Here is a 19,172-nt window from a genome sequence, read left to right on the forward strand (position 1 = left end):
GCATCGCAAGGAGTTTAGATGAGTGCCGATAACGCCTACGCGGTCGAGCTGAAGGGACTGTCCTTCAAGCGCGGTACGCGCAGCATTTTCAATAACGTGGATATCCGTATTCCGCGGGGCAAGGTCACCGGCATCATGGGGCCTTCCGGCTGTGGGAAGACCACCCTGTTGCGCTTGATGGGCATGCAGTTGCGGCCCAGCAGCGGCGAAGTGTGGGTCAATGGCCAGAATCTGCCGAGCCTATCGCGCAGCGATCTGTTCGACGCGCGTAAGCAGATGGGCGTGCTGTTCCAGAGCGGCGCACTGTTCACCGACCTGGACGTGTTCGAGAACGTGGCCTTTCCGCTGCGGGTGCACACCCAACTGCCGGACGAAATGATTCGTGACATCGTCCTGCTCAAGTTACAGGCGGTGGGCTTGCGCGGCGCGGTCGACCTGATGCCCGACGAGCTGTCCGGCGGCATGAAGCGCCGGGTCGCCCTGGCCCGGGCGATTGCCCTGGATCCGCAGATCCTCATGTACGACGAGCCTTTCGTGGGCCAGGACCCCATTGCCATGGGCGTTCTGGTGCGCCTGATCCGGCTGCTCAACGATGCCCTGGGTATCACCAGCATCCTGGTTTCCCACGACCTGGCGGAAACCGCGAGCATTGCCGACTACCTATATGTAGTGGGCGATGGCCAGGTGTTGGGCCAGGGAACTCCCGAAGAGCTGATGGACTCCGATAATCCGCGTATCCGTCAGTTCATGAAGGGCGATCCCGACGGCCCGGTGCCGTTCCACTTTCCAGCGACGGACTACCGCGCAGATCTTCTGGGGAAGCGCTGATGCGCAAAATATCGCTAATCGAGAGGGTTCGCCTCTTCGGTCGCTCAGGCATCGATGTCCTGGCGGTACTGGGGCGTTCCACGCTGTTCCTGTTCCATGCGCTGCTGGGCCGCGGTGGCATAGGCGGCAGCTTTGGCCTGCTGGTCAAGCAACTGCACTCAGTGGGCGTGATGTCCCTAGTGATCATTGTCGTGTCCGGGATCTTCATCGGCATGGTGCTGGCGCTGCAGGGCTTCAATATCCTTTCCAGCTACGGTTCGGAGCAGGCGGTGGGGCAGATGGTGGCCCTGACCCTGTTGCGGGAGCTGGGGCCGGTAGTGACTGCGCTGCTGTTCGCCGGGCGTGCCGGTTCGGCGCTGACCGCGGAAATCGGCAACATGAAGTCCACCGAGCAGCTCTCCAGCCTGGAGATGATCGGTGTCGACCCGCTCAAGTACATCATTGCGCCGCGCCTGTGGGCCGGCTTCATTTCCCTGCCGTTGCTGGCGATGATTTTCAGCGTGGTGGGCATCTGGGGCGGTTCGTGGGTCGCTGTCGACTGGCTGGGAGTCTACGACGGCTCCTACTGGGCGAACATGCAGAACAGCGTGACCTTCAGTGGTGACGTGCTCAACGGTGTGATCAAAAGTATTGTTTTTGCGTTTGTAGTGACCTGGATCGCCGTTTTCCAAGGCTATGACTGTGAGCCCACTTCAGAGGGGATCAGCCGTGCCACTACCAAGACCGTGGTGTATGCCTCGTTGGCCGTACTCGGCTTGGACTTTATTCTGACCGCCTTGATGTTTGGAGATTTCTGATGCAAAACCGCACCCTGGAAATCGGTGTCGGCCTTTTCCTGCTGGCCGGCATCCTGGCTTTGCTGTTGCTTGCCCTGCGAGTCAGTGGCTTGTCTCCAACCGCGAGCACCGATACTTATAAACTTTACGCCTACTTCGACAATATCGCCGGTTTGACGGTCAGAGCCAAAGTGACCATGGCCGGCGTGACCATCGGCAAGGTCACGGCGATCGATCTGGACCGTGACAGCTTCACTGGCCGGGTAACGATGCAATTGGAAAAGCGCGTGGATAATCTGCCGACTGACTCCACTGCATCTATCCTGACTGCTGGCCTGTTGGGTGAAAAATACATCGGTATCAGCGTGGGCGGGGAAGAAGCCTTGCTCAAGGATGGTGGAACCATTCACGACACCCAGTCGTCGCTGGTGCTGGAGGACCTGATCGGTAAATTCCTGCTCAATACCGTTAGCAAAGACGCCAAATGAGGAGTTTTTCGATGATATCTATCTTGCGACGTGGCCTGTTGGTGCTGCTGGCGGCTCTGCCGTTGCTGGCCAACGCGGCAAGCACGCCTTCCGCGCATGATCTGGTGCAGGACACGACCACCCGTCTGCTCGCTGACCTGGCGGCCAATAAAGAGAAGTACAAGCAAAGCCCGAACGACTTCTACAATGCCTTGAACAGCATCGTCGGTCCTGTGGTGGATGCTGACGGCATTTCCCGCAGCATCATGACCGTCAAGTATTCGCGCAAGGCCACGCCGGAGCAGATGGTGCGCTTCCAGGAAAATTTCAAGCGCAGCCTGATGCAGTTCTATGGCAATGCCTTGCTGGAGTACAACAACCAGGGCATCACGGTTTCTCCGGCCAAGGATGAAAGCGGCACCCGCACCAGCGTCGATATGCAGGTCAAGGGCAACAACGGCGCGATCTACCCAGTGTCCTACACCCTGGAAAAGATCAACGGTGAGTGGAAAGTGCGTAACGTGATCATCAACGGCATCAATATCGGCAAGCTGTTCCGTGATCAGTTCGCCGACGCGATGCAGCGCAATGGCAACAACCTGGACAAGACCATCGACGGCTGGGCCGGTGAGGTGGCCAAGGCCAAGGAAGTGACCGAAGACGCTGCACAAAAGGCTGCGCAATGAGTGAATCGGCCGTGCGCCTCGGTGACGCCGGGGAACTGTTGATCAGCGGCGTGCTGGATTACCGCAGCGGCCCGGGCCTGCGCAAGCAGGGCCAGGCACTGATCAAGTCGAGCCAGGCACCGGCGCTGGTGCTCGATTGCTCGGCGGTGGAGAAGTCCTCCAGCGTCGGCCTCGCGCTGCTACTGGCCTTCATGCGTGATGGCCAGGCACTGGGCAAGGCGGTGAGCGTTCGTGCGCTGCCCGAGGACATGCGCGAGATCGCCGAGGTCTCCGGAGTCACCGAAATCTTCGCCCATCCCCAATAACCCACATCTCTATATAGAAGCCCCCCGTCAGAGTCCTGCTATGCGGGGTTCGCAGGCGCGGGGCTTTTTTGTATGATGTCCGACCCGCGCGCACAGGGCGCCGATTGAGGTTGAGCATGCAGGCCAACGAAGTGAAGAGCTTTCTTGAGGGAAAGCTGCCCGGAGCTCAGGTAGAAGTTGAGGGCGAAGGCTGCAACTTTCAGCTGAACGTGATTAGCGACGAACTGTCGGCCTTGAGCCCGGTGAAGCGTCAGCAGAGCATCTATGCCCATTTGAATCCATGGATTGCCGATGGCAGCATCCACGCGATCACCATGAAATTTTTCAGCCGCGCGGCCTGGGCCGAGCGCACCTGAGCCCAAGGGCGTCGAGACTGTTATGGATAAATTGATTATTACCGGCGGCGTTCGCCTTGATGGCGAGATCCGCATTTCCGGGGCCAAGAACTCCGCGCTGCCGATTCTGGCGGCAACCCTGCTGTGCGATGGCCCGGTCACCGTGGCCAACCTGCCGCACCTGCACGACATCACCACCATGATCGAGCTGTTCGGTCGCATGGGCATCGAGCCGGTGATCGACGAGAAGCTCAGCGTCGAAATCGACCCGCGTACCATCAAGACCCTGGTGGCACCCTACGAGCTGGTGAAAACCATGCGCGCCTCGATCTTGGTACTGGGCCCGATGGTTGCCCGTTTCGGCGAAGCCGAAGTGGCCCTGCCTGGCGGTTGCGCCATCGGCTCGCGTCCGGTGGACCTGCACATCCGCGGCCTGGAAGCCATGGGCGCGGTGATCGACGTCGAAGGCGGCTACATCAAGGCCAAGGCGCCTGAGGGTGGCCTGCGCGGCGCGAATTTCTTCTTCGATACCGTGAGCGTGACCGGTACCGAGAACATCATGATGGCTGCAGCCCTGGCCCGTGGCCGCAGCGTGCTGCAGAACGCCGCTCGTGAACCAGAAGTCGTGGACCTGGCGAACTTCCTGATCGCCATGGGCGCGAAGATTTCCGGCGCCGGCACCGACACCATCACCATCGATGGCGTCGAGCGTCTGCATTCGGCGATCTACAAGGTCATGCCTGACCGTATCGAAACCGGCACCTACCTGGTGGCCGCTGCGGTCACCGGCGGCCGCGTCAAGGTCAAGGACACCGATCCCACCATCCTTGAAGCCGTTCTGGAAAAGCTCAAGGAAGCCGGCGCTGAAGTCACCACCGGCAGCGACTGGATCGAGCTCAACATGCACGGTAAGCGCCCCAAGGCGGTCAACGTGCGTACCGCTCCGTACCCGGCGTTCCCCACCGACATGCAGGCGCAGTTCATTTCCCTGAACGCGATTGCCGAAGGCACTGGCGCGGTGATCGAGACCATCTTCGAAAACCGCTTCATGCACGTCTATGAGCTGCACCGCATGGGCGCCAAGATCCAGGTCGAAGGCAACACCGCCATCGTTACCGGTACCGAAATCCTCAAGGGCGCGCCTGTCATGGCTACCGACCTGCGGGCTTCGGCCAGCCTGGTGATCTCGGCCCTGATGGCCGAAGGCGACACCCTGATCGATCGCATCTACCACATCGACCGTGGTTACGAGTGCATCGAAGAGAAGCTGCAGATGCTCGGCGCCAAGATCCGTCGCGTACCGGGCTAGTTGCATGACGGGCACAGGGAGGTGCCCACTGCCGAATCTGTTCCACGTCGAGCCTGTCTTCAGGCTCGACGCATGTCTGGCGCCGTTTGCGTCCGGGCATCAGTCGCCGCATAAGGACTTACGTTACTCATGTTGACCATCGCACTGTCCAAGGGCCGTATCCTCGACGACACGCTGCCGCTTCTGGCTGAAGCGGGCATCGTGCCAACCGAGAATCCGGACAAGAGCCGCAAACTGATCATCCCCACGACCCAGGACGATGTCCGCCTGTTGATCGTGCGTGCCACTGACGTGCCGACCTATGTCGAGCATGGCGCTGCCGACCTCGGGGTGGCCGGCAAGGACGTCCTGATGGAATACACCGGCCAAGGCCTGTATGAGCCACTGGACCTGCAGATTGCCCAGTGCAAGCTGATGACTGCCGGTGCCATTGGCGCCGCAGAACCCAAGGGCCGCCTGCGCGTGGCCACCAAGTTCGTCAACGTAGCCAAGCGCTACTACGCCGAGCAGGGTCGTCAGGTGGACATCATCAAGCTCTACGGTTCCATGGAGCTGGCGCCGCTGATCGGCCTGGCCGACAAGATCATCGACGTGGTCGACACTGGCAATACCCTGCGGGCCAACGGCCTGGAACCCCAGGAACTGATTGCTACCATCAGCTCCCGCCTGGTGGTCAACAAGGCATCGATGAAGATGCAGCACGCCCGTATCCAGGCGTTGATCGATACCCTGCGCAAGGCAGTGGAATCGCGACACCGCGGCTGATTCACATGCGTGGCCTTGAGCCGCGCCCATCTATCCGCGTCATAGCCAGAATGCTCAGGTGCCCACGCGGATGGCTTGGTAGTCTTGCGGCGCCTGAGCTTTGCAAATCCAAGCTTGCCCTTTTGTGCATTCGCCAATCATTGAGGCCTTCGCTATGACCGCTCCGACTGCAATTCGCCGACTCAACGCTGCCGACCCGGATTTCGCCCGTCATCTGGATCATCTGCTGAGCTGGGAAAGTGTCTCTGACGATTCGGTCAATCAGCGGGTGCTGGACATCATCAAGGCCGTGCGCGAGCGCGGCGATGCGGCGCTGGTGGAGTTCACCCAGCGTTTTGACGGCTTGCAAGTGGCCTCCATGGCAGACCTGATCCTGCCGCGCGAGCGCCTGGAGCTGGCCCTGACCCGGATCACCGTGGCCCAGCGCGAAGCCCTGGAAAAGGCCGCGGCGCGGGTGCGCAGCTACCACGAGAAGCAGAAACAGGACTCCTGGACCTACACCGAGGCCGACGGCACGGTGCTGGGCCAGAAGGTCACGCCGCTGGACCGCGCCGGGCTGTACGTACCGGGGGGCAAGGCGTCCTACCCGTCGTCGGTGCTGATGAACGCGATTCCGGCCAAGGTGGCGGGCGTTACCGAGGTGGTGATGGTGGTGCCGACCCCGCGTGGCGAGGTCAACGAACTGGTGCTGGCTGCCGCCTGCATCGCCGGGGTCGATCGGGTGTTCACCATCGGCGGCGCCCAGGCCGTGGCCGCGCTGGCCTACGGCACCGAAAGCGTGCCCCAGGTGGACAAGGTTGTCGGCCCGGGCAACATCTATGTGGCCACCGCCAAGCGCCATGTGTTCGGCCAGGTCGGCATCGACATGATCGCCGGCCCGTCGGAAATCCTGGTGGTCTGCGACGGCCAGACCGACCCGGACTGGATCGCCATGGACCTGTTCTCCCAGGCCGAGCACGACGAAGACGCCCAGGCGATCCTGGTCAGCCCGGATGCCGAGTTCCTGGATAAAGTCGCGGCGAGCATCGCCAAGCTGCTGCCAACCATGGAGCGCGCACAAATCATCAACACCTCGATCAATGGCCGTGGAGCCCTGATCAAGGTCCGCGACATGCAGCAAGCCATTGAAGTGGCCAACCGCATTGCCCCCGAGCACCTGGAGCTGTCCGTGGCCGACCCGCAAGCCTGGCTGCCGCAGATCCGCCACGCCGGGGCGATCTTCATGGGCCGCCACACCAGCGAAGCGCTGGGGGATTACTGCGCCGGGCCGAACCACGTGCTGCCGACTTCCGGCACCGCGCGTTTCTCGTCGCCGCTGGGGGTGTATGACTTCCAGAAACGTTCGTCGATCATCTTCTGCTCCGAGCAGGGCGCCTCTGAACTGGGCCGCACCGCCTCGGTGCTGGCCCGTGGCGAGTCGCTGACCGCCCACGCCCGCAGCGCCGAATACCGCATCGTCGACGACCAAGATCAGGGGCAATGAACATGAGCAAATTCTGGAGTCCGTTCGTCAAGAACCTGGTGCCCTACGTGCCGGGCGAACAACCCAAGCTGACCAAGCTGGTCAAGCTCAACACCAATGAAAACCCCTATGGCCCGTCGCCCAGGGCCCTGGCGGCGATGCAGGCCGAACTCAACGACAACCTGCGTCTGTACCCGGACCCCAACAGTGACCTGCTCAAGCAGGCGGTAGCCAGTTACTACGGGGTGCAGGGTAACCAGGTGTTCCTCGGCAACGGTTCCGACGAAGTCCTGGCGCACATTTTCCACGGCCTGCTGCAGCAGGAAAAACCGCTGCTGTTCCCGGACATCAGCTACAGCTTCTACCCGGTGTATTGCGGCCTGTACGGCATCGAGCACGAAGCGGTGCCGCTGGACGAGCAGTTCCAGATCCGCGTGGCCGACTACGCCAGGCCCAACGGCGGGATCATCTTCCCCAACCCGAATGCGCCCACCGGCTGCCTGTTGGCCCTGGATGCGGTGGAGCAGATCCTCAAGGCCAGCCCGGATTCCGTGGTGGTGGTGGATGAGGCCTACATCGACTTCGGCGGCCAGACCGCCATCAGCCTGGTGGATCGCTACCCGAACCTGCTGGTGACCCAGACCCTGTCCAAGTCGCGCTCCCTGGCCGGCTTGCGAGTGGGCCTGGCGGTAGGGCACCCGGATCTGATCGAGGCCCTGGAGCGGGTCAAGAACAGCTTCAACTCCTACCCGCTGGATCGCCTGGCGATCGTCGGAGCGGCTGCGGCCTTCGAGGACCGTGAGTACTTCGCCAAGACCTGCCAGCAAGTGATCGACAGTCGCGAATGGGTGGTGGCGCAGTTGCAGGCCAAGGGCTTCGAAGTGCTGCCGTCGGCGGCCAACTTCATCTTTGCCCGCCACCCGCGGCACGACGCAGCCGGCCTGGCGGCCAAGCTGCGCGAGCAAGGGGTGATAGTGCGCCACTTCAAGCAGCAGCGGATCGCTCAGTTCCTGCGGATCAGCATCGGCACACAGGAACAGAACCAGGCGCTGATCGACGGCCTGGGCGAGCTGTAGTCCAGGCGCCTGGCTTCCGAGGTGGCCGTACCTTTATTCGTGGTGCGGCTCGCCGAGGAAGGTCAGGGAGCTGAACAGGCCGCGTGAGGCCACATCCGGGTTGTCCTTGAGCGCTACCTCCAGCTCTGCGGCAATCACGTTCAAGCCTTCGTTCCTCACCAGCACTTGGGCACGTCCCTGGGCATCGGTCTCGGTGCTCAGGGTGCTCGGTGCATTGCGGTAATCGCCAATCAACTTCACCCCGGCCACGGGCTGCCCATCCAGCAGCACCCGCACCGGCAGGTTCTTGCCCGGGCCGACGGTCAGCGGGTCGACTTCCGGCAGGATCACCAGCTTGAGCTGTTCCAGCTTGGGCAGCTTCGCTCCCGGTTGATAGATCGCCAGGCTGTACTTGTAGGTGTGAGTCGAGGCGATGGCCCCCGGGACCTTGCTGCGACCCTGGTTGACCCAGCGCTTGTCCGCGGTTTGCGACCAGGGGCCGTTGTCCAGTGCCACGGCCAGTACCGCCGGTGGTTTGAGCGGTTGCAGGCGTGCGTGGTCCGCCAGGCGTTGCACGGTCACCGGAATCATTCTGGCCGCGCCGTCATAGGCCCAGGCACCGCTGATCTTCTTGGCCTTGAAGGCGTCGTCTTCGGCGCCGTGGCCGTAGATCACTTCGATATTGCCGCGTCGTTGTTCGGTCCACAGGCCGTGGGCCGAGGCCTGGGTGGCGCCCAGTGTGGCGAGCAGGCCCAGCAGGGCGATGGATTTGAGGCTGTGCATGGCGGCTCTCTTCTACAGGTTGAGTGTGAGGCTGAGGGTGAAATTGCGCGGTTCGCCGGGATTGACCCAGTAGTTGCTGTAGGAGCGTTCGTAGTACTTCTCGTCGAACAGGTTGTTCAGGTTCAGGCCCAGGGTCAGGTTGTCGCTGGCCTTGTAGTGGGCCAGCAGGTCCAGGGTGCGGTAGGCGGGCAGCTCGAAGCGGCCTCCGGCCTCGCCCGAGCGGTCGCCGACATAGGTCATGGCTGCGCCGATGTCCGAGCCCTTGAGCCGGCCGTCCTGGAATTCATAGACCCCCAGCAGGCTGGCGCTGTGCCTGGCCACGCCGAGAATGCGGCTGCCGGCGGGGATTGCCGGGTCGCCCTTGGTGACTTGCGCATCAATCAGCGCATAGGCGCCTATCACGCGCACCGTGTCGGTCAACTGGCCGCTGAACTGCAGGTCGAAGCCCTGGCTGCGGGCCTTGCCCACGGCGCGGCTGGCGTCGGTGCCGGGGTCCAGGGCCAGGACGTTTTCCTTGTCGATATGGAAGGCGGCGAGGGTGGCGCTCAAGCGCTCGTCGAACAGCTCGCTCTTGATCCCCACTTCATAGCCGACGCCTTCCTCGGGCTTGAAGGTCTTGCCGCCCGCATCCAGCCCATTGTTGGGCTTGAACGAGGTGGAGGCGTTGGCGAACAGCCCCACCTGCGGGGTCAGTTGGTAGAGCAGGCCGGCGCGCTGGGTCAGGGCATCGCGGTTCTGGCGGCTGCGCTTGCCGGTGGTGTGGTCGTCGATCTTTTGCTCGAAGTGTTCAAAGCGGGCGCCGACCATGCCTCGCAGGCGGTCAGTGAAGATGATCTGGTCCTGCAGGTTGAGGGCCTGGCTTTCGACATGCTCGAAAAAGTCCGTGCCAGAGCGTTTGCCGTTGGGCTTGGCCTGACCGTAGATCGGGTCGTAGATATCGATGGCATAGGCGCCGCCGGCAATGCTGGTGACCCGCTCGTTCTTGCGGTAGTTCTCGTATTCGCTGCCGATCAGCAGTTCATGCTGCCAACTGCCGAGGTCGAACAGGCCGCGCAGTTCCAGCTGGGTGATGCTGTCATGCCAGTTGTTGTCCCGCTCGCGGTAGCGCCGGTTGACCGTGTGCCGGTCGGCGTTCAGCGGTCGGGTTTCGGAGGCGAAGCCCCAGAGTTTGCCTTCCTTGTAGTGGCTGGCCAGACGCAGTTTCCAGCTGTCATTGAGGTGGTGTTCCAGGGTGGCCTGGAGCATGTTGTTGTGGTTGTCGATGTTGCCGTCATCGGGTTCGCCGAGGAAGGTCGAGCGGGAGACGCCGCTCCAGCGATTGTTCGGTGCCACGATGCCGCGGTCGAAGGTCGAGCTGTGGTGCACCCATTCGCTTTCCAGCAGCAGGCTGGTGTCCGGGTTCAACTGCCAGCTGAAGGAAGGCGCGACGAACACCCGGCGGCTGTCCACGTGGTCGCGAAAGCTGTGGTTGTCCTCCACGGCCAGGTTGACTCGGGACAGCAGGTTGCCCTGGGCATCCAGCGGGGTGTTGAGGTCCAGGGCGGTGCGGTAGCGGTCCCAGCTGCCAGCACTGGTCTGCAAGGTCGCGAAGGCTTCGGGCTGGGGTTTCTTGGTGACGATATTCACCGTGCCGCCGGGGTCGCCACGGCCGTAGAGGCTGGCGGCCGGCCCCTTGAGCACTTCGATGCGCTCGACAGTGGCGGCGTCCGGGGTACTGGGATAGCCGCGGTTGGCGCTGAAGCCGTCCTTGTAGAACTCCGAGGTGGTGAAGCCGCGCACGCTGTATTCATACAGGGTCAGCCCGCCGAAGTTGTTCTGCTTGGAAACCCCGCCGGCAAACTCCAGGGCGCGTTCGACGTTGTTGCTGCCCAGGTCCTTGAGCACGCTGGCGGGGATCACGCTGATGGATTGGGGAATGTCGCGGATCGCCGTATCGGTCTTCGTCGCGCTGGCCGAGCGTGTGGCCCGATAGCCCTTGACCGGGCCCGTGGCGGATTCGTATTCGGTGCTGATACGGGTGGTTTCAAGTTCCAGCGGCTCAGGTTCTTTGGCCAGCAGCGGATCTGCCAGCAGGCCCAGGGTCAGGCCTGCCAAGGGGAGGATTCTTCGGGACGTCATGGGGCTGTTCCAATAGCGATATTGAAACAATATAACATGACTAATGAGAATGTATGCTGTTAGCCCGGCGTGGCCGGGCCCAGCTTCACTCTTCTTCTTTGACGGGCGCGGGCGGTGGTCGCAGGCCGATTTCTGCCGTCAGCTTGAGTTCCTTGCCGTTGCGCATGACCAGGATCGAGACTTTGTCCGTCGGTTTGATCCGCGCCACCTGGTTCATCGAACGCCGGCCGTCGCCGGCAGGTTCGCCATCGATACTGAGGATCACGTCACCCAGTTGCATCCCGGCTTTCTGCGCCGGGCCGTCGCGGAAGATCCCCGCCACCACGATTCCCGGGCGCCCGGCCAGGCCGAAGGACTCTGCCAGCTCCTGGGTCAAGGGTTGCACTTCGATCCCCAGCCAGCCGCGGATGACCTGGCCGTGCTCGATGATCGACTTCATCACTTCCATGGCCAGCTTGATCGGGATCGCAAAACCGATGCCCTGGGAGCCGCCGGACTTGGAGAAGATCGCGGTGTTGATCCCGGTCAGGTTGCCGTTGGCGTCCACCAGGGCGCCACCGGAGTTGCCCGGGTTGATCGCGGCGTCGGTCTGGATGAAGTCTTCGTAGTTGTTCAGGCCCAGCTGGTTGCGCCCGGTGGCACTGATGATGCCCATGGTCACGGTCTGGCCGACCCCGAACGGGTTGCCGATGGCCAGCGCGACGTCGCCGACGCGGACGTTTTCCGAACGGCCGACGGTGATCGAAGGCAGGTTCTTCAAGTCGATCTTGAGCACCGCCAGGTCGGTTTCCGGATCGCTGCCGATCACCCGGGCCAGGGTCTCGCGGCCGTCCTTGAGGGCCACCACGATCTGCTCGGCACCGGAGGTCACATGGTTGTTGGTCAGCAGGTAGCCCTCGGGGCTCATGATCACCCCCGAGCCCAGGCTCGATTCCATGCGCTGCTGCTTGGGCAGGTTGTCGCCGAAAAAGCGCCTGAACTGCGGGTCTTCAAAGAGCGGGTGAGCCGGCTTGTTGATGACCTTGGTGGTGTACAGGTTGACCACCGCGGGCGCGGCGATCACCACGGCGTCGGCGTAGGACACCGGCCCCTGTTGCGTGCTGGTGGTTTGCGGGGCTTGCTGCAGATTGACGTCGAGGCTGGGCAGGCCCACCCATTGCGGGTAGCGCTGGATAATCAACAACGCGATAAGCACGCCGGCCAGTAGCGGCCAGCCAAAAAAACGCAGAGCCTTGAGCATTGAGCAAGTCCTGGGTGGTTACGAAGGGCTGCGCACGGCCCATAATGTCGCGCATTATACGAGGCCGCGCGTGCCTCTGAACGGGATATTTAGGAGTCTTTTATGGCCGTTGCCCTGAGCACACTGGTGGAAGAAGCGGACCGTTACCTGGGCAGTTCACGTATTGCCGATTACTGCCCCAATGGCCTGCAGGTCGAAGGGCGCCCGCAGGTGATGCGCATCGTCAGTGGCGTGACCGCCAGCCAGGCGTTGCTGGACGCTGCGGTGGAGGCCAAGGCCGATCTGGTGCTGGTGCATCACGGCTACTTCTGGAAGGGCGAGAACCCCTGCATCACCGGCATGAAGCAGCGTAGGCTGAAAACCCTGCTCAAGCACGACATCAGCCTGCTGGCCTATCACCTGCCCCTGGACCTGCACCCGGAAGTGGGCAACAACGTGCAACTGGCCCGTCAGCTGGACATCACCGTGGAAGGCCCGCTGGACCCGGAAAACCCCAAGGTCGTCGGCCTGGTGGGTTCCCTCAGCGAGCCGATGACCGCGCGGGACTTTGCCCGCCGGGTGCAAGAGGCAATGGGGCGAGAGCCGCTGCTGATCGAAGGCAGCGAGATGATCCGTCGGGTCGGCTGGTGCACCGGTGGCGGCCAGGGCTACATCGACCAGGCGGTGCAGGCCGGCGTCGACCTGTACCTCAGTGGCGAAGCCTCGGAGCAGACCTTCCACAGTGCCCGGGAAAACGACATCAGCTTCATTGCCGCCGGCCATCACGCCACCGAGCGTTATGGCGTCCAGGCCCTGGGTGACTACCTGGCTCGGCGCTTCGCCCTGGAGCACCTGTTCATCGACTGCCCCAACCCCATCTGACCCCCGGCAGGAGCCGGCTTGCCGGTCAGCCCGAAGGTGCGCCCGAAAGCGCCTGTGCTGGCAAGCCAGCTCCTGCAGAACGGCGCCTGGGGCCTAACGGAGCGGTATATTCATATACCGTTTCGTTCTAGTTGGCTCCCTGATTAGAAGCAGGTCGCTGTGCTAGCATGCCCCGCTCGAACACGGCCCGATGGCCGTCCATAAGAAAGCTTTCGTGAGTAGCCATGGTCGACAAACTGACGCATCTGAAACAGCTGGAGGCGGAAAGCATCCACATCATCCGCGAGGTGGCCGCCGAGTTCGACAACCCGGTGATGCTGTACTCCATCGGTAAAGACTCCGCCGTGATGTTGCATCTGGCTCGCAAGGCGTTCTTCCCCGGCAAGCTGCCGTTCCCGGTGATGCACGTCGATACCCAGTGGAAATTCCAGGAAATGTACAAGTTCCGCGACCGCATGGTCGAAGAGCTGGGCCTGGACCTGATCACCCACGTCAACCCGGATGGCGTGGCCCAGGGCATCAACCCTTTCACCCACGGCAGTGCCAAGCACACCGACATCATGAAGACCGAGGGCCTCAAGCAGGCTCTGGACAAACATGGTTTTGACGCCGCGTTCGGCGGTGCCCGCCGCGATGAAGAGAAGTCCCGCGCCAAGGAGCGCGTCTACTCGTTCCGCGACAGCAAGCACCGCTGGGACCCGAAGAACCAGCGCCCCGAGCTGTGGAACGTCTACAACGGCAAGGTCAACAAGGGCGAGTCGATCCGTGTGTTCCCGCTGTCCAACTGGACCGAGCTGGACATCTGGCAGTACATCTACCTCGAAGGCATCCCGATCGTGCCGCTGTACTTCGCCGCCGAGCGTGAAGTGATCGAGAAGAACGGCACCCTGATCATGATCGATGACGAGCGCATCCTCGAGCATCTGTCCGATGAAGAGAAAGCCCGCATCGTCAAAAAGAAAGTACGTTTCCGTACCCTTGGCTGCTACCCGTTGACGGGCGCGGTGGAGTCCGAGGCCGAGAGCCTGACGGACATCATCCAGGAAATGCTCCTGACGCGAACTTCCGAGCGCCAGGGCCGGGTCATCGACCACGATGGCGCCGGCTCAATGGAAGACAAGAAACGTCAAGGTTATTTCTAAGGGGCTGTCATGTCGCATCAATCTGATTTGATCAGCGAGGACATCCTCGCGTACCTGGGCCAGCACGAACGCAAGGAGCTGCTGCGCTTTTTGACCTGCGGTAACGTCGACGACGGCAAGAGCACCCTGATCGGGCGCCTGCTGCACGACTCGAAGATGATCTACGAAGACCATCTGGAAGCCATCACCCGGGACTCGAAGAAGGTCGGCACCACCGGTGACGACATCGACCTGGCGTTGCTGGTCGACGGCCTGCAGGCCGAGCGTGAGCAGGGCATCACCATCGATGTCGCCTACCGCTATTTCTCCACCGCCAAGCGCAAGTTCATCATCGCCGACACCCCCGGCCATGAGCAGTACACCCGCAACATGGCCACCGGTGCATCCACCTGTGACCTGGCGATCATCCTGGTGGACGCCCGCTACGGCGTGCAGACCCAGACCCGTCGCCACAGCTTCATCGCCTCCCTGCTGGGCATCAAGCACATCGTCGTGGCCATCAACAAGATGGACCTCAAGGACTTCGATGAAGGCGTGTTCGAATCGATCAAGGCCGACTACCTGAAGTTCGCCAAGGGCCTGAAGCTGCAGCCCACCAGCCTGCACTTCGTGCCGATGTCAGCGCTCAAGGGCGACAACGTGGTGAACAAGAGCGAGCGCTCGCCCTGGTACACCGGCCAGTCGCTGATGGAAATCCTCGAGACCGTGGAGGTGGCCGGCGACCGCAACTTCACCGACCTGCGTTTCCCGGTGCAGTACGTCAACCGTCCGAACCTGAACTTCCGTGGTTTTGCCGGCACCCTGGCCAGCGGCATCGTGCACAAGGGCGACGAGATCGTCGTGTTGCCGTCGGGCAAGAGCAGCCGGGTCAAGTCCATCGTCACCTTCGAGGGTGAGCTGGAGCAGGCCGGTCCCGGCCAGGCCGTGACCCTGACCATGGAAGACGAGATCGACATCTCCCGTGGCGACCTGTTGGTGCATGCCGATAACGTGCCGCCCGTGACCGAGAATTTCGAAGCCATGCTGGTGTGGATGGCTGAAGAACCGATGCTGCCGGGCAAGAAATACGACATCAAGCGTGCCACCAGCTACGTGCCGGGTTCGATTGCCAGCATCGTCCACAAGGTCGATGTGAACACCCTGGAAGAGGGGGCGGCCAGTGCGCTGCAACTGAACGAGATCGGCAAGGTCAAGATCAGCCTCGACGCGCCGATTGCCCTGGATGGCTATGAAAGCAACCGCACCACGGGTGCTTTCATTGTCATCGACCGTTTGACCAACGGCACCGTCGGTGCCGGCATGATCATCGCCCAGCCAGTGGCCCATGGCAGTGCTACTCACCACGGCAAGCTGGCCCACGTGGCCACTGAAGAGCGTGCCCAGCGTTTCGGCCAGCAGCCGGCCACCGTGCTGTTCAGCGGCTTGTCGGGCGCTGGCAAGAGCACCCTGGCCTATGCAGTGGAGCGCCGTCTGTTCGACATGGGGCGCGCGGTGTATGTGCTCGATGGTCAGAACCTGCGTCATGACCTGAACAAGGGCCTGCCCCAGGACCGTGCCGGGCGTACCGAGAACTGGCGGCGCGCGGCCCATGTGGCCCGTCAGTTCAACGAAGCCGGGCTGCTGACCCTGGCGGCGTTCGTGGCACCGAGTGCCGAAGGGCGCGAGCAGGCCAAGGACCTGATCGGCAAGGAGCGTCTGCTGACGGTCTACGTCCAGGCATCGCCTGCGGTGTGCGCCGAGCGTGATCCGCAGGGCCTGTACGCGGCCGGCGGGGATAACATCCCGGGCGAGTCCTTCCCCTATGACGTGCCGCTCAATGCCGATCTGGTGATCGACACCCAGTCGCTGTCGCTGGAAGAAAGCGTCAAGCAGGTGCTGGACCTGTTGCGCAGCCGCGGCGCGATCTAAGCCATAGCAAAAAAGCCCGCAGCCGAGTGATCGGCTGCGGGCTTTTTTGTGCGCTTCAGATAGCGTTCGGCGGTAAGTAGGGTGCAGACCCGCAGGAGCTGGCTTGCCAGCGAAAAGGCCCTCAGGGTCTTGCCGGATACTCCCGATGCAGCGTTTCGAGCAGCGCATCCTTGTCCAGCCACTGCTGGTTGATCCAGCCCTGGAATTCCTGGCGATAGGCCGTGTCCTGCTCGTAGTTCTTGCCAAGGAACTGCGCCGGGATCTGCACCTCTTCGAAACGCACCACCACATCCTTGACCCTGCCGCACAGCAGGTCCCAGAAACCGGGGCGGCCCGCCGGGTAGTGGATGGTCACATCGATGATCGACTGCAGTTGCTCGCCCATGGCATCCAGGACAAAGGCGATGCCGCCGGCCTTGGGCTTGAGCAGGTAGCGGAACGGCGATTGCTGCTGGGCGTGCTTGGCGTCGGTAAAGCGCGTGCCCTCGACGAAGTTGAAGATGCCCACCGGGTTGTTGCGAAACTTCGCACAGGTCTTGCGCGTGGTTTCCAGGTCCTTGCCTTTCTTTTCCGGGTGCTTCTCCAGGTACGCCTTGGAGTAGCGCTTCATGAACGGAAAGCCCAGGGCCCACCAGGCCAGACCAATCACCGGCACCCAGATCAGCTCCTGCTTGAGGAAGAACTTCAGGGGGCGGATACGCCGGTTGAGCACGTACTGCAGGACCATGATGTCGACCCAGCTCTGGTGGTTGCTGGTGACCAGGTAGGAGTGCTGGTAATCCAGGCCTTCCAGGCCCTGCACGTGCCAACGGGTACGGCATACCAACTGCATCCAGGCCTTGTTGTTGCTGATCCAGGCTTCGTGGGTGTGGTTCATCAGCCACAGGCTCAAGCGCTCGGTGAGGGCGAAGGGCAGGGCCTTGACCAACGCCACGCAGAACAGGAACGAGCACAGCAGGATGGTGTTCAGCGCCAACAGGAGCGAGGCGATGACTCCGCGCACCACGGCAGGTAGGAATTCCAGCATTTAGACATCCATAGGTCGGTTGGCGGCTTGAATCGCGGTAAGGGCGATGGTGTAGACGATGTCGTCCACCTGGGCGCCCCGGGGCAGGTCGTTCACCGGTTTGCGCAGGCCTTGCAGCATCGGCCCCAGGCTCACGCAATCGGCGCTGCGTTGCACCGCCTTGTGGGTGGTGTTGCCGGTGTTGAGGTCAGGGAACACGAAGACCGTGGCCTTGCCCGCGACCTGGCTGTTGGGGGCCAGTTGCCGGGCGACGTTTTCGTTGGCCGCGGCGTCGTATTGCAACGGCCCGTCGATCAGCAGCGAACGCTGGGCTTCGTGAGCCAGCAGGGTGGCTTCGCGAACTTTTTCCACTTCCTCGCCGCTGGCCGAGTCGCCGCTGGAGTAGCTGATCATCGCCACGCGCGGGGTGATACCGAAGGCGGCTGCCGAGTCGGCGCTCTGCAGGGCGATTTCCGCCAGCTCGCTGGCGCTGGGGTGCGGGTTCATCACGCAGTCGCCATACACCAGCACTTCCTCGGGGAACAGCATGAAGAACACCGAGGACACCAGGCTGCAGCCCGGCGCGGTCTTGATCAACTGCAGGGCCGGGCGGATGGTGTTGGCAGTGGAGTGGATGACCCCGGAAACCAGGCCATCGACTTCATCCAGGGCCAGCATCACCGTGCCGATCACCACCGGATCTTCCAGCTGCTGCTCGGCCATGGGAGCGTTGAGGCTCTTGCTCTTGCGCAGGGCCACCATGGGCTCCACGTAGCGTTGGCGAATCAGGTCCGGGTCGAGAATCTCCAGGCCTTCGGGCAGTTCGATGCCCTGGGCCCGGGCCACCGCGTGCACGTCCTCGGGCTTGGCCAGCAGCACGCAGCGGGCGATGCCCCGGGCCTGGCAGATGGCGGCGGCCTGCACGGTCAGCGGCTCGCTGCCTTCGGGCAGGACGATACGCTTGTTGGCCTGCTGGGCGCGCTGGATCAACTGGTAGCGGAACACCGCAGGTGACAGGCGCATTTCCCGTGGGGTGCCGCAGCGCTGGTGCAGCCAGTTGGCGTCCAGGTGACTGGCGACGAAGTCGGTGATGATTTCCGCGCGCTCGCGGTCATCGATGGGAATTTCCTTGTTCAGGCCATTGAGCTGGTTGGCGGTGTCGTAGGACCCGGTGCTCACCGAAAGCACTGGCAGGCCGGCGTTCAGGGCGCCCCGGCAGAGCTCCATGATCCGCGGGTCGGGCAGGGTGTCGCTGGTCAGCAGCAGGCCGGCCAGGGGCACACCGTTGATGGCCGCCAGGCTCACGGCGAGGATGATGTCGTCACGGTCGCCCGGGGTCACCACCAGCACGCCGGGCTTGAGCAGTTCCACGGTGTTGCGCATGGTGCGGGCGCAAATGATGATCTTGGTCATGCGCCGGCTTTCGTAGTCGCCGGCGTTGAGCACCTGGGCGCCCATCAGGTCGGCCACGTCCCGGGTACGCGGGGCATTGAGCTCCGGCTGGAAGGGGATGCACCCCAGCAGGCGGAAGTCGCCGCTGCGCAGCAAGGGCGAATGTTCCTTCAAGCGCGCGGAAAACGCCTCCATGCTTTCGTCGGTGCGCACCTTGTTGAGGATCACCCCCAGCACTTTCGGGTCCCGCGGGCCGCCGAACAGCTGCGCTTGCAACTCGACCCGTCCGGACAGCTCGGTGAGCACTTCGTTTTCCGGGGCGGATACCAGGATCACCTCGGCATCCAGGCTTTTTGCCAGGTGCAGGTTGACCCGGGCGGCATAGCTGGCGCTGCGGGTCGGCACCATGCCTTCGACGATCAATACATCCTTGCCGATGGCCGCCTGCTGGTAGAGGGTGATGATTTCTTCCAGCAACTCATCCAGCTGGCCATCGCCAAGCATCCGCTCCACATGGGCCAGGCCCAGGGGTTGTGGCGGTTTCAGGCCATGGGTGCGCGCCACCAGTTCGGTGGAACGCTCGGGGCCGGTGTCACCGGGGTGAGGTTGGGCTATGGGTTTGAAGAAGCCGACCTTGAGGCCAGCCCGTTCCAGCGTACGCACCAGCCCGAGGCTGATGGAGGTCAGACCCACTCCAAAATCGGTGGGCGCGATGAAAAAAGTTTGCATGCGAA

The 19,172-nt window shown here is 62.7% G+C and carries 18 protein-coding genes; 13 read left to right on the forward strand and 5 right to left on the reverse strand.

What is annotated here, in order from left to right; genetic code table 11:
• The first annotated feature begins 18 nt into the window (after positions 1–18).
• The 10 genes from KI242_RS04900 (at position 19) to hisC (ending at position 8,009) form a co-directional block, all read left to right on the forward strand.
• Positions 19–828, forward strand: a complete 810-nt coding sequence (locus KI242_RS04900) for an ATP-binding cassette domain-containing protein (protein ID WP_011059275.1) — start codon at positions 19–21, stop codon at positions 826–828.
• Positions 828–1,625, forward strand: a complete 798-nt coding sequence (mlaE, locus tag KI242_RS04905) for a lipid asymmetry maintenance ABC transporter permease subunit MlaE (RefSeq protein WP_011059276.1) — start codon at positions 828–830, stop codon at positions 1,623–1,625. Before KI242_RS04900 ends, mlaE begins: the two co-directional genes overlap by 1 nt.
• Complete coding sequence (gene mlaD, locus KI242_RS04910; protein ID WP_011059277.1) at positions 1,625–2,092, forward strand: outer membrane lipid asymmetry maintenance protein MlaD; 468 nt, start codon at positions 1,625–1,627, stop codon at positions 2,090–2,092. The genes mlaE and mlaD overlap by 1 nt, the downstream gene beginning before the upstream one ends.
• An 11-nt stretch (positions 2,093–2,103) precedes the next feature.
• Positions 2,104–2,757 (forward strand): ABC transporter substrate-binding protein, encoded by a 654-nt coding sequence (locus KI242_RS04915; RefSeq protein WP_015634165.1) that lies wholly within the window; start codon positions 2,104–2,106, stop codon positions 2,755–2,757.
• Complete coding sequence (locus KI242_RS04920; protein WP_011059279.1) at positions 2,754–3,062, forward strand: STAS domain-containing protein; 309 nt, start codon at positions 2,754–2,756, stop codon at positions 3,060–3,062. The genes KI242_RS04915 and KI242_RS04920 overlap by 4 nt, the downstream gene beginning before the upstream one ends.
• A 116-nt stretch (positions 3,063–3,178) precedes the next feature.
• Positions 3,179–3,418 (forward strand): BolA family protein, encoded by a 240-nt coding sequence (locus KI242_RS04925; RefSeq protein ID WP_011059280.1) that lies wholly within the window; start codon positions 3,179–3,181, stop codon positions 3,416–3,418.
• Positions 3,419–3,440: 22 nt separating this feature from the next.
• Positions 3,441–4,706, forward strand: a complete 1,266-nt coding sequence (gene murA, locus KI242_RS04930; protein ID WP_011059281.1) for a UDP-N-acetylglucosamine 1-carboxyvinyltransferase — start codon at positions 3,441–3,443, stop codon at positions 4,704–4,706.
• 129 nt (positions 4,707–4,835) lie between these two features.
• The gene (hisG, locus tag KI242_RS04935) at positions 4,836–5,471 is read left to right on the forward strand and encodes an ATP phosphoribosyltransferase (protein WP_011059282.1); all 636 of its coding nucleotides are present in this window, start codon (positions 4,836–4,838) and stop codon (positions 5,469–5,471) included.
• A gap of 154 nt (positions 5,472–5,625) precedes the next feature.
• A complete protein-coding gene (gene hisD / locus KI242_RS04940) occupies positions 5,626–6,954 on the forward strand; it encodes a histidinol dehydrogenase (protein ID WP_015634167.1) in 1,329 nt (442 codons plus the stop codon).
• Between the two features lie 2 nt (positions 6,955–6,956).
• The gene (hisC, locus tag KI242_RS04945; RefSeq protein WP_011059284.1) at positions 6,957–8,009 is read left to right on the forward strand and encodes a histidinol-phosphate transaminase; all 1,053 of its coding nucleotides are present in this window, start codon (positions 6,957–6,959) and stop codon (positions 8,007–8,009) included.
• 33 nt (positions 8,010–8,042) lie between these two features.
• On the opposite strand, the gene KI242_RS04950 is transcribed toward hisC, so the two are convergent.
• The 3 genes from KI242_RS04950 to algW form a co-directional block, all read right to left on the reverse strand.
• On the reverse strand, positions 8,043–8,771 hold the full coding sequence (locus KI242_RS04950) for a DUF4198 domain-containing protein (protein WP_011059285.1): 729 nt from the start codon (positions 8,769–8,771) through the stop codon (positions 8,043–8,045).
• A gap of 12 nt (positions 8,772–8,783) precedes the next feature.
• On the reverse strand, positions 8,784–10,889 hold the full coding sequence (locus KI242_RS04955) for a TonB-dependent siderophore receptor (protein ID WP_212805961.1): 2,106 nt from the start codon (positions 10,887–10,889) through the stop codon (positions 8,784–8,786).
• An 85-nt stretch (positions 10,890–10,974) separates the two neighbouring features.
• Positions 10,975–12,129 (reverse strand): Do family serine endopeptidase AlgW, encoded by a 1,155-nt coding sequence (gene algW, locus KI242_RS04960; RefSeq protein WP_011059287.1) that lies wholly within the window; start codon positions 12,127–12,129, stop codon positions 10,975–10,977.
• Positions 12,130–12,231: 102 nt separating this feature from the next.
• On the opposite strand from algW, the gene KI242_RS04965 reads away from it, so the two are divergent.
• The 3 genes from KI242_RS04965 to cysN all read left to right on the forward strand — a co-directional run bounded on the left by KI242_RS04965 (position 12,232) and on the right by cysN (position 16,040).
• A complete protein-coding gene (locus KI242_RS04965) occupies positions 12,232–12,990 on the forward strand; it encodes a Nif3-like dinuclear metal center hexameric protein (RefSeq protein WP_011059288.1) in 759 nt (252 codons plus the stop codon).
• A 224-nt stretch (positions 12,991–13,214) separates the two neighbouring features.
• A complete protein-coding gene (gene cysD / locus KI242_RS04970) occupies positions 13,215–14,132 on the forward strand; it encodes a sulfate adenylyltransferase subunit CysD (protein WP_011059289.1) in 918 nt (305 codons plus the stop codon).
• A 9-nt stretch (positions 14,133–14,141) separates the two neighbouring features.
• Complete coding sequence (cysN, locus tag KI242_RS04975) at positions 14,142–16,040, forward strand: sulfate adenylyltransferase subunit CysN (protein WP_212805962.1); 1,899 nt, start codon at positions 14,142–14,144, stop codon at positions 16,038–16,040.
• A gap of 121 nt (positions 16,041–16,161) precedes the next feature.
• Here cysN and KI242_RS04980 read toward each other — a convergent pair whose 3' ends face one another.
• Together KI242_RS04980 and pta are read right to left on the reverse strand one after the other, a co-directional pair.
• Complete coding sequence (locus tag KI242_RS04980) at positions 16,162–17,067, reverse strand: acyltransferase (protein WP_210482616.1); 906 nt, start codon at positions 17,065–17,067, stop codon at positions 16,162–16,164.
• A complete protein-coding gene (gene pta / locus KI242_RS04985) occupies positions 17,068–19,167 on the reverse strand; it encodes a phosphate acetyltransferase (protein ID WP_019096051.1) in 2,100 nt (699 codons plus the stop codon). It lies immediately after the preceding gene.
• Positions 19,168–19,172: the final 5 nt, after the last annotated feature.

This window comes from Pseudomonas sp. Eqa60, from assembly GCF_018326405.1.
Taxonomy (GTDB): domain Bacteria; phylum Pseudomonadota; class Gammaproteobacteria; order Pseudomonadales; family Pseudomonadaceae; genus Aquipseudomonas; species Aquipseudomonas protegens.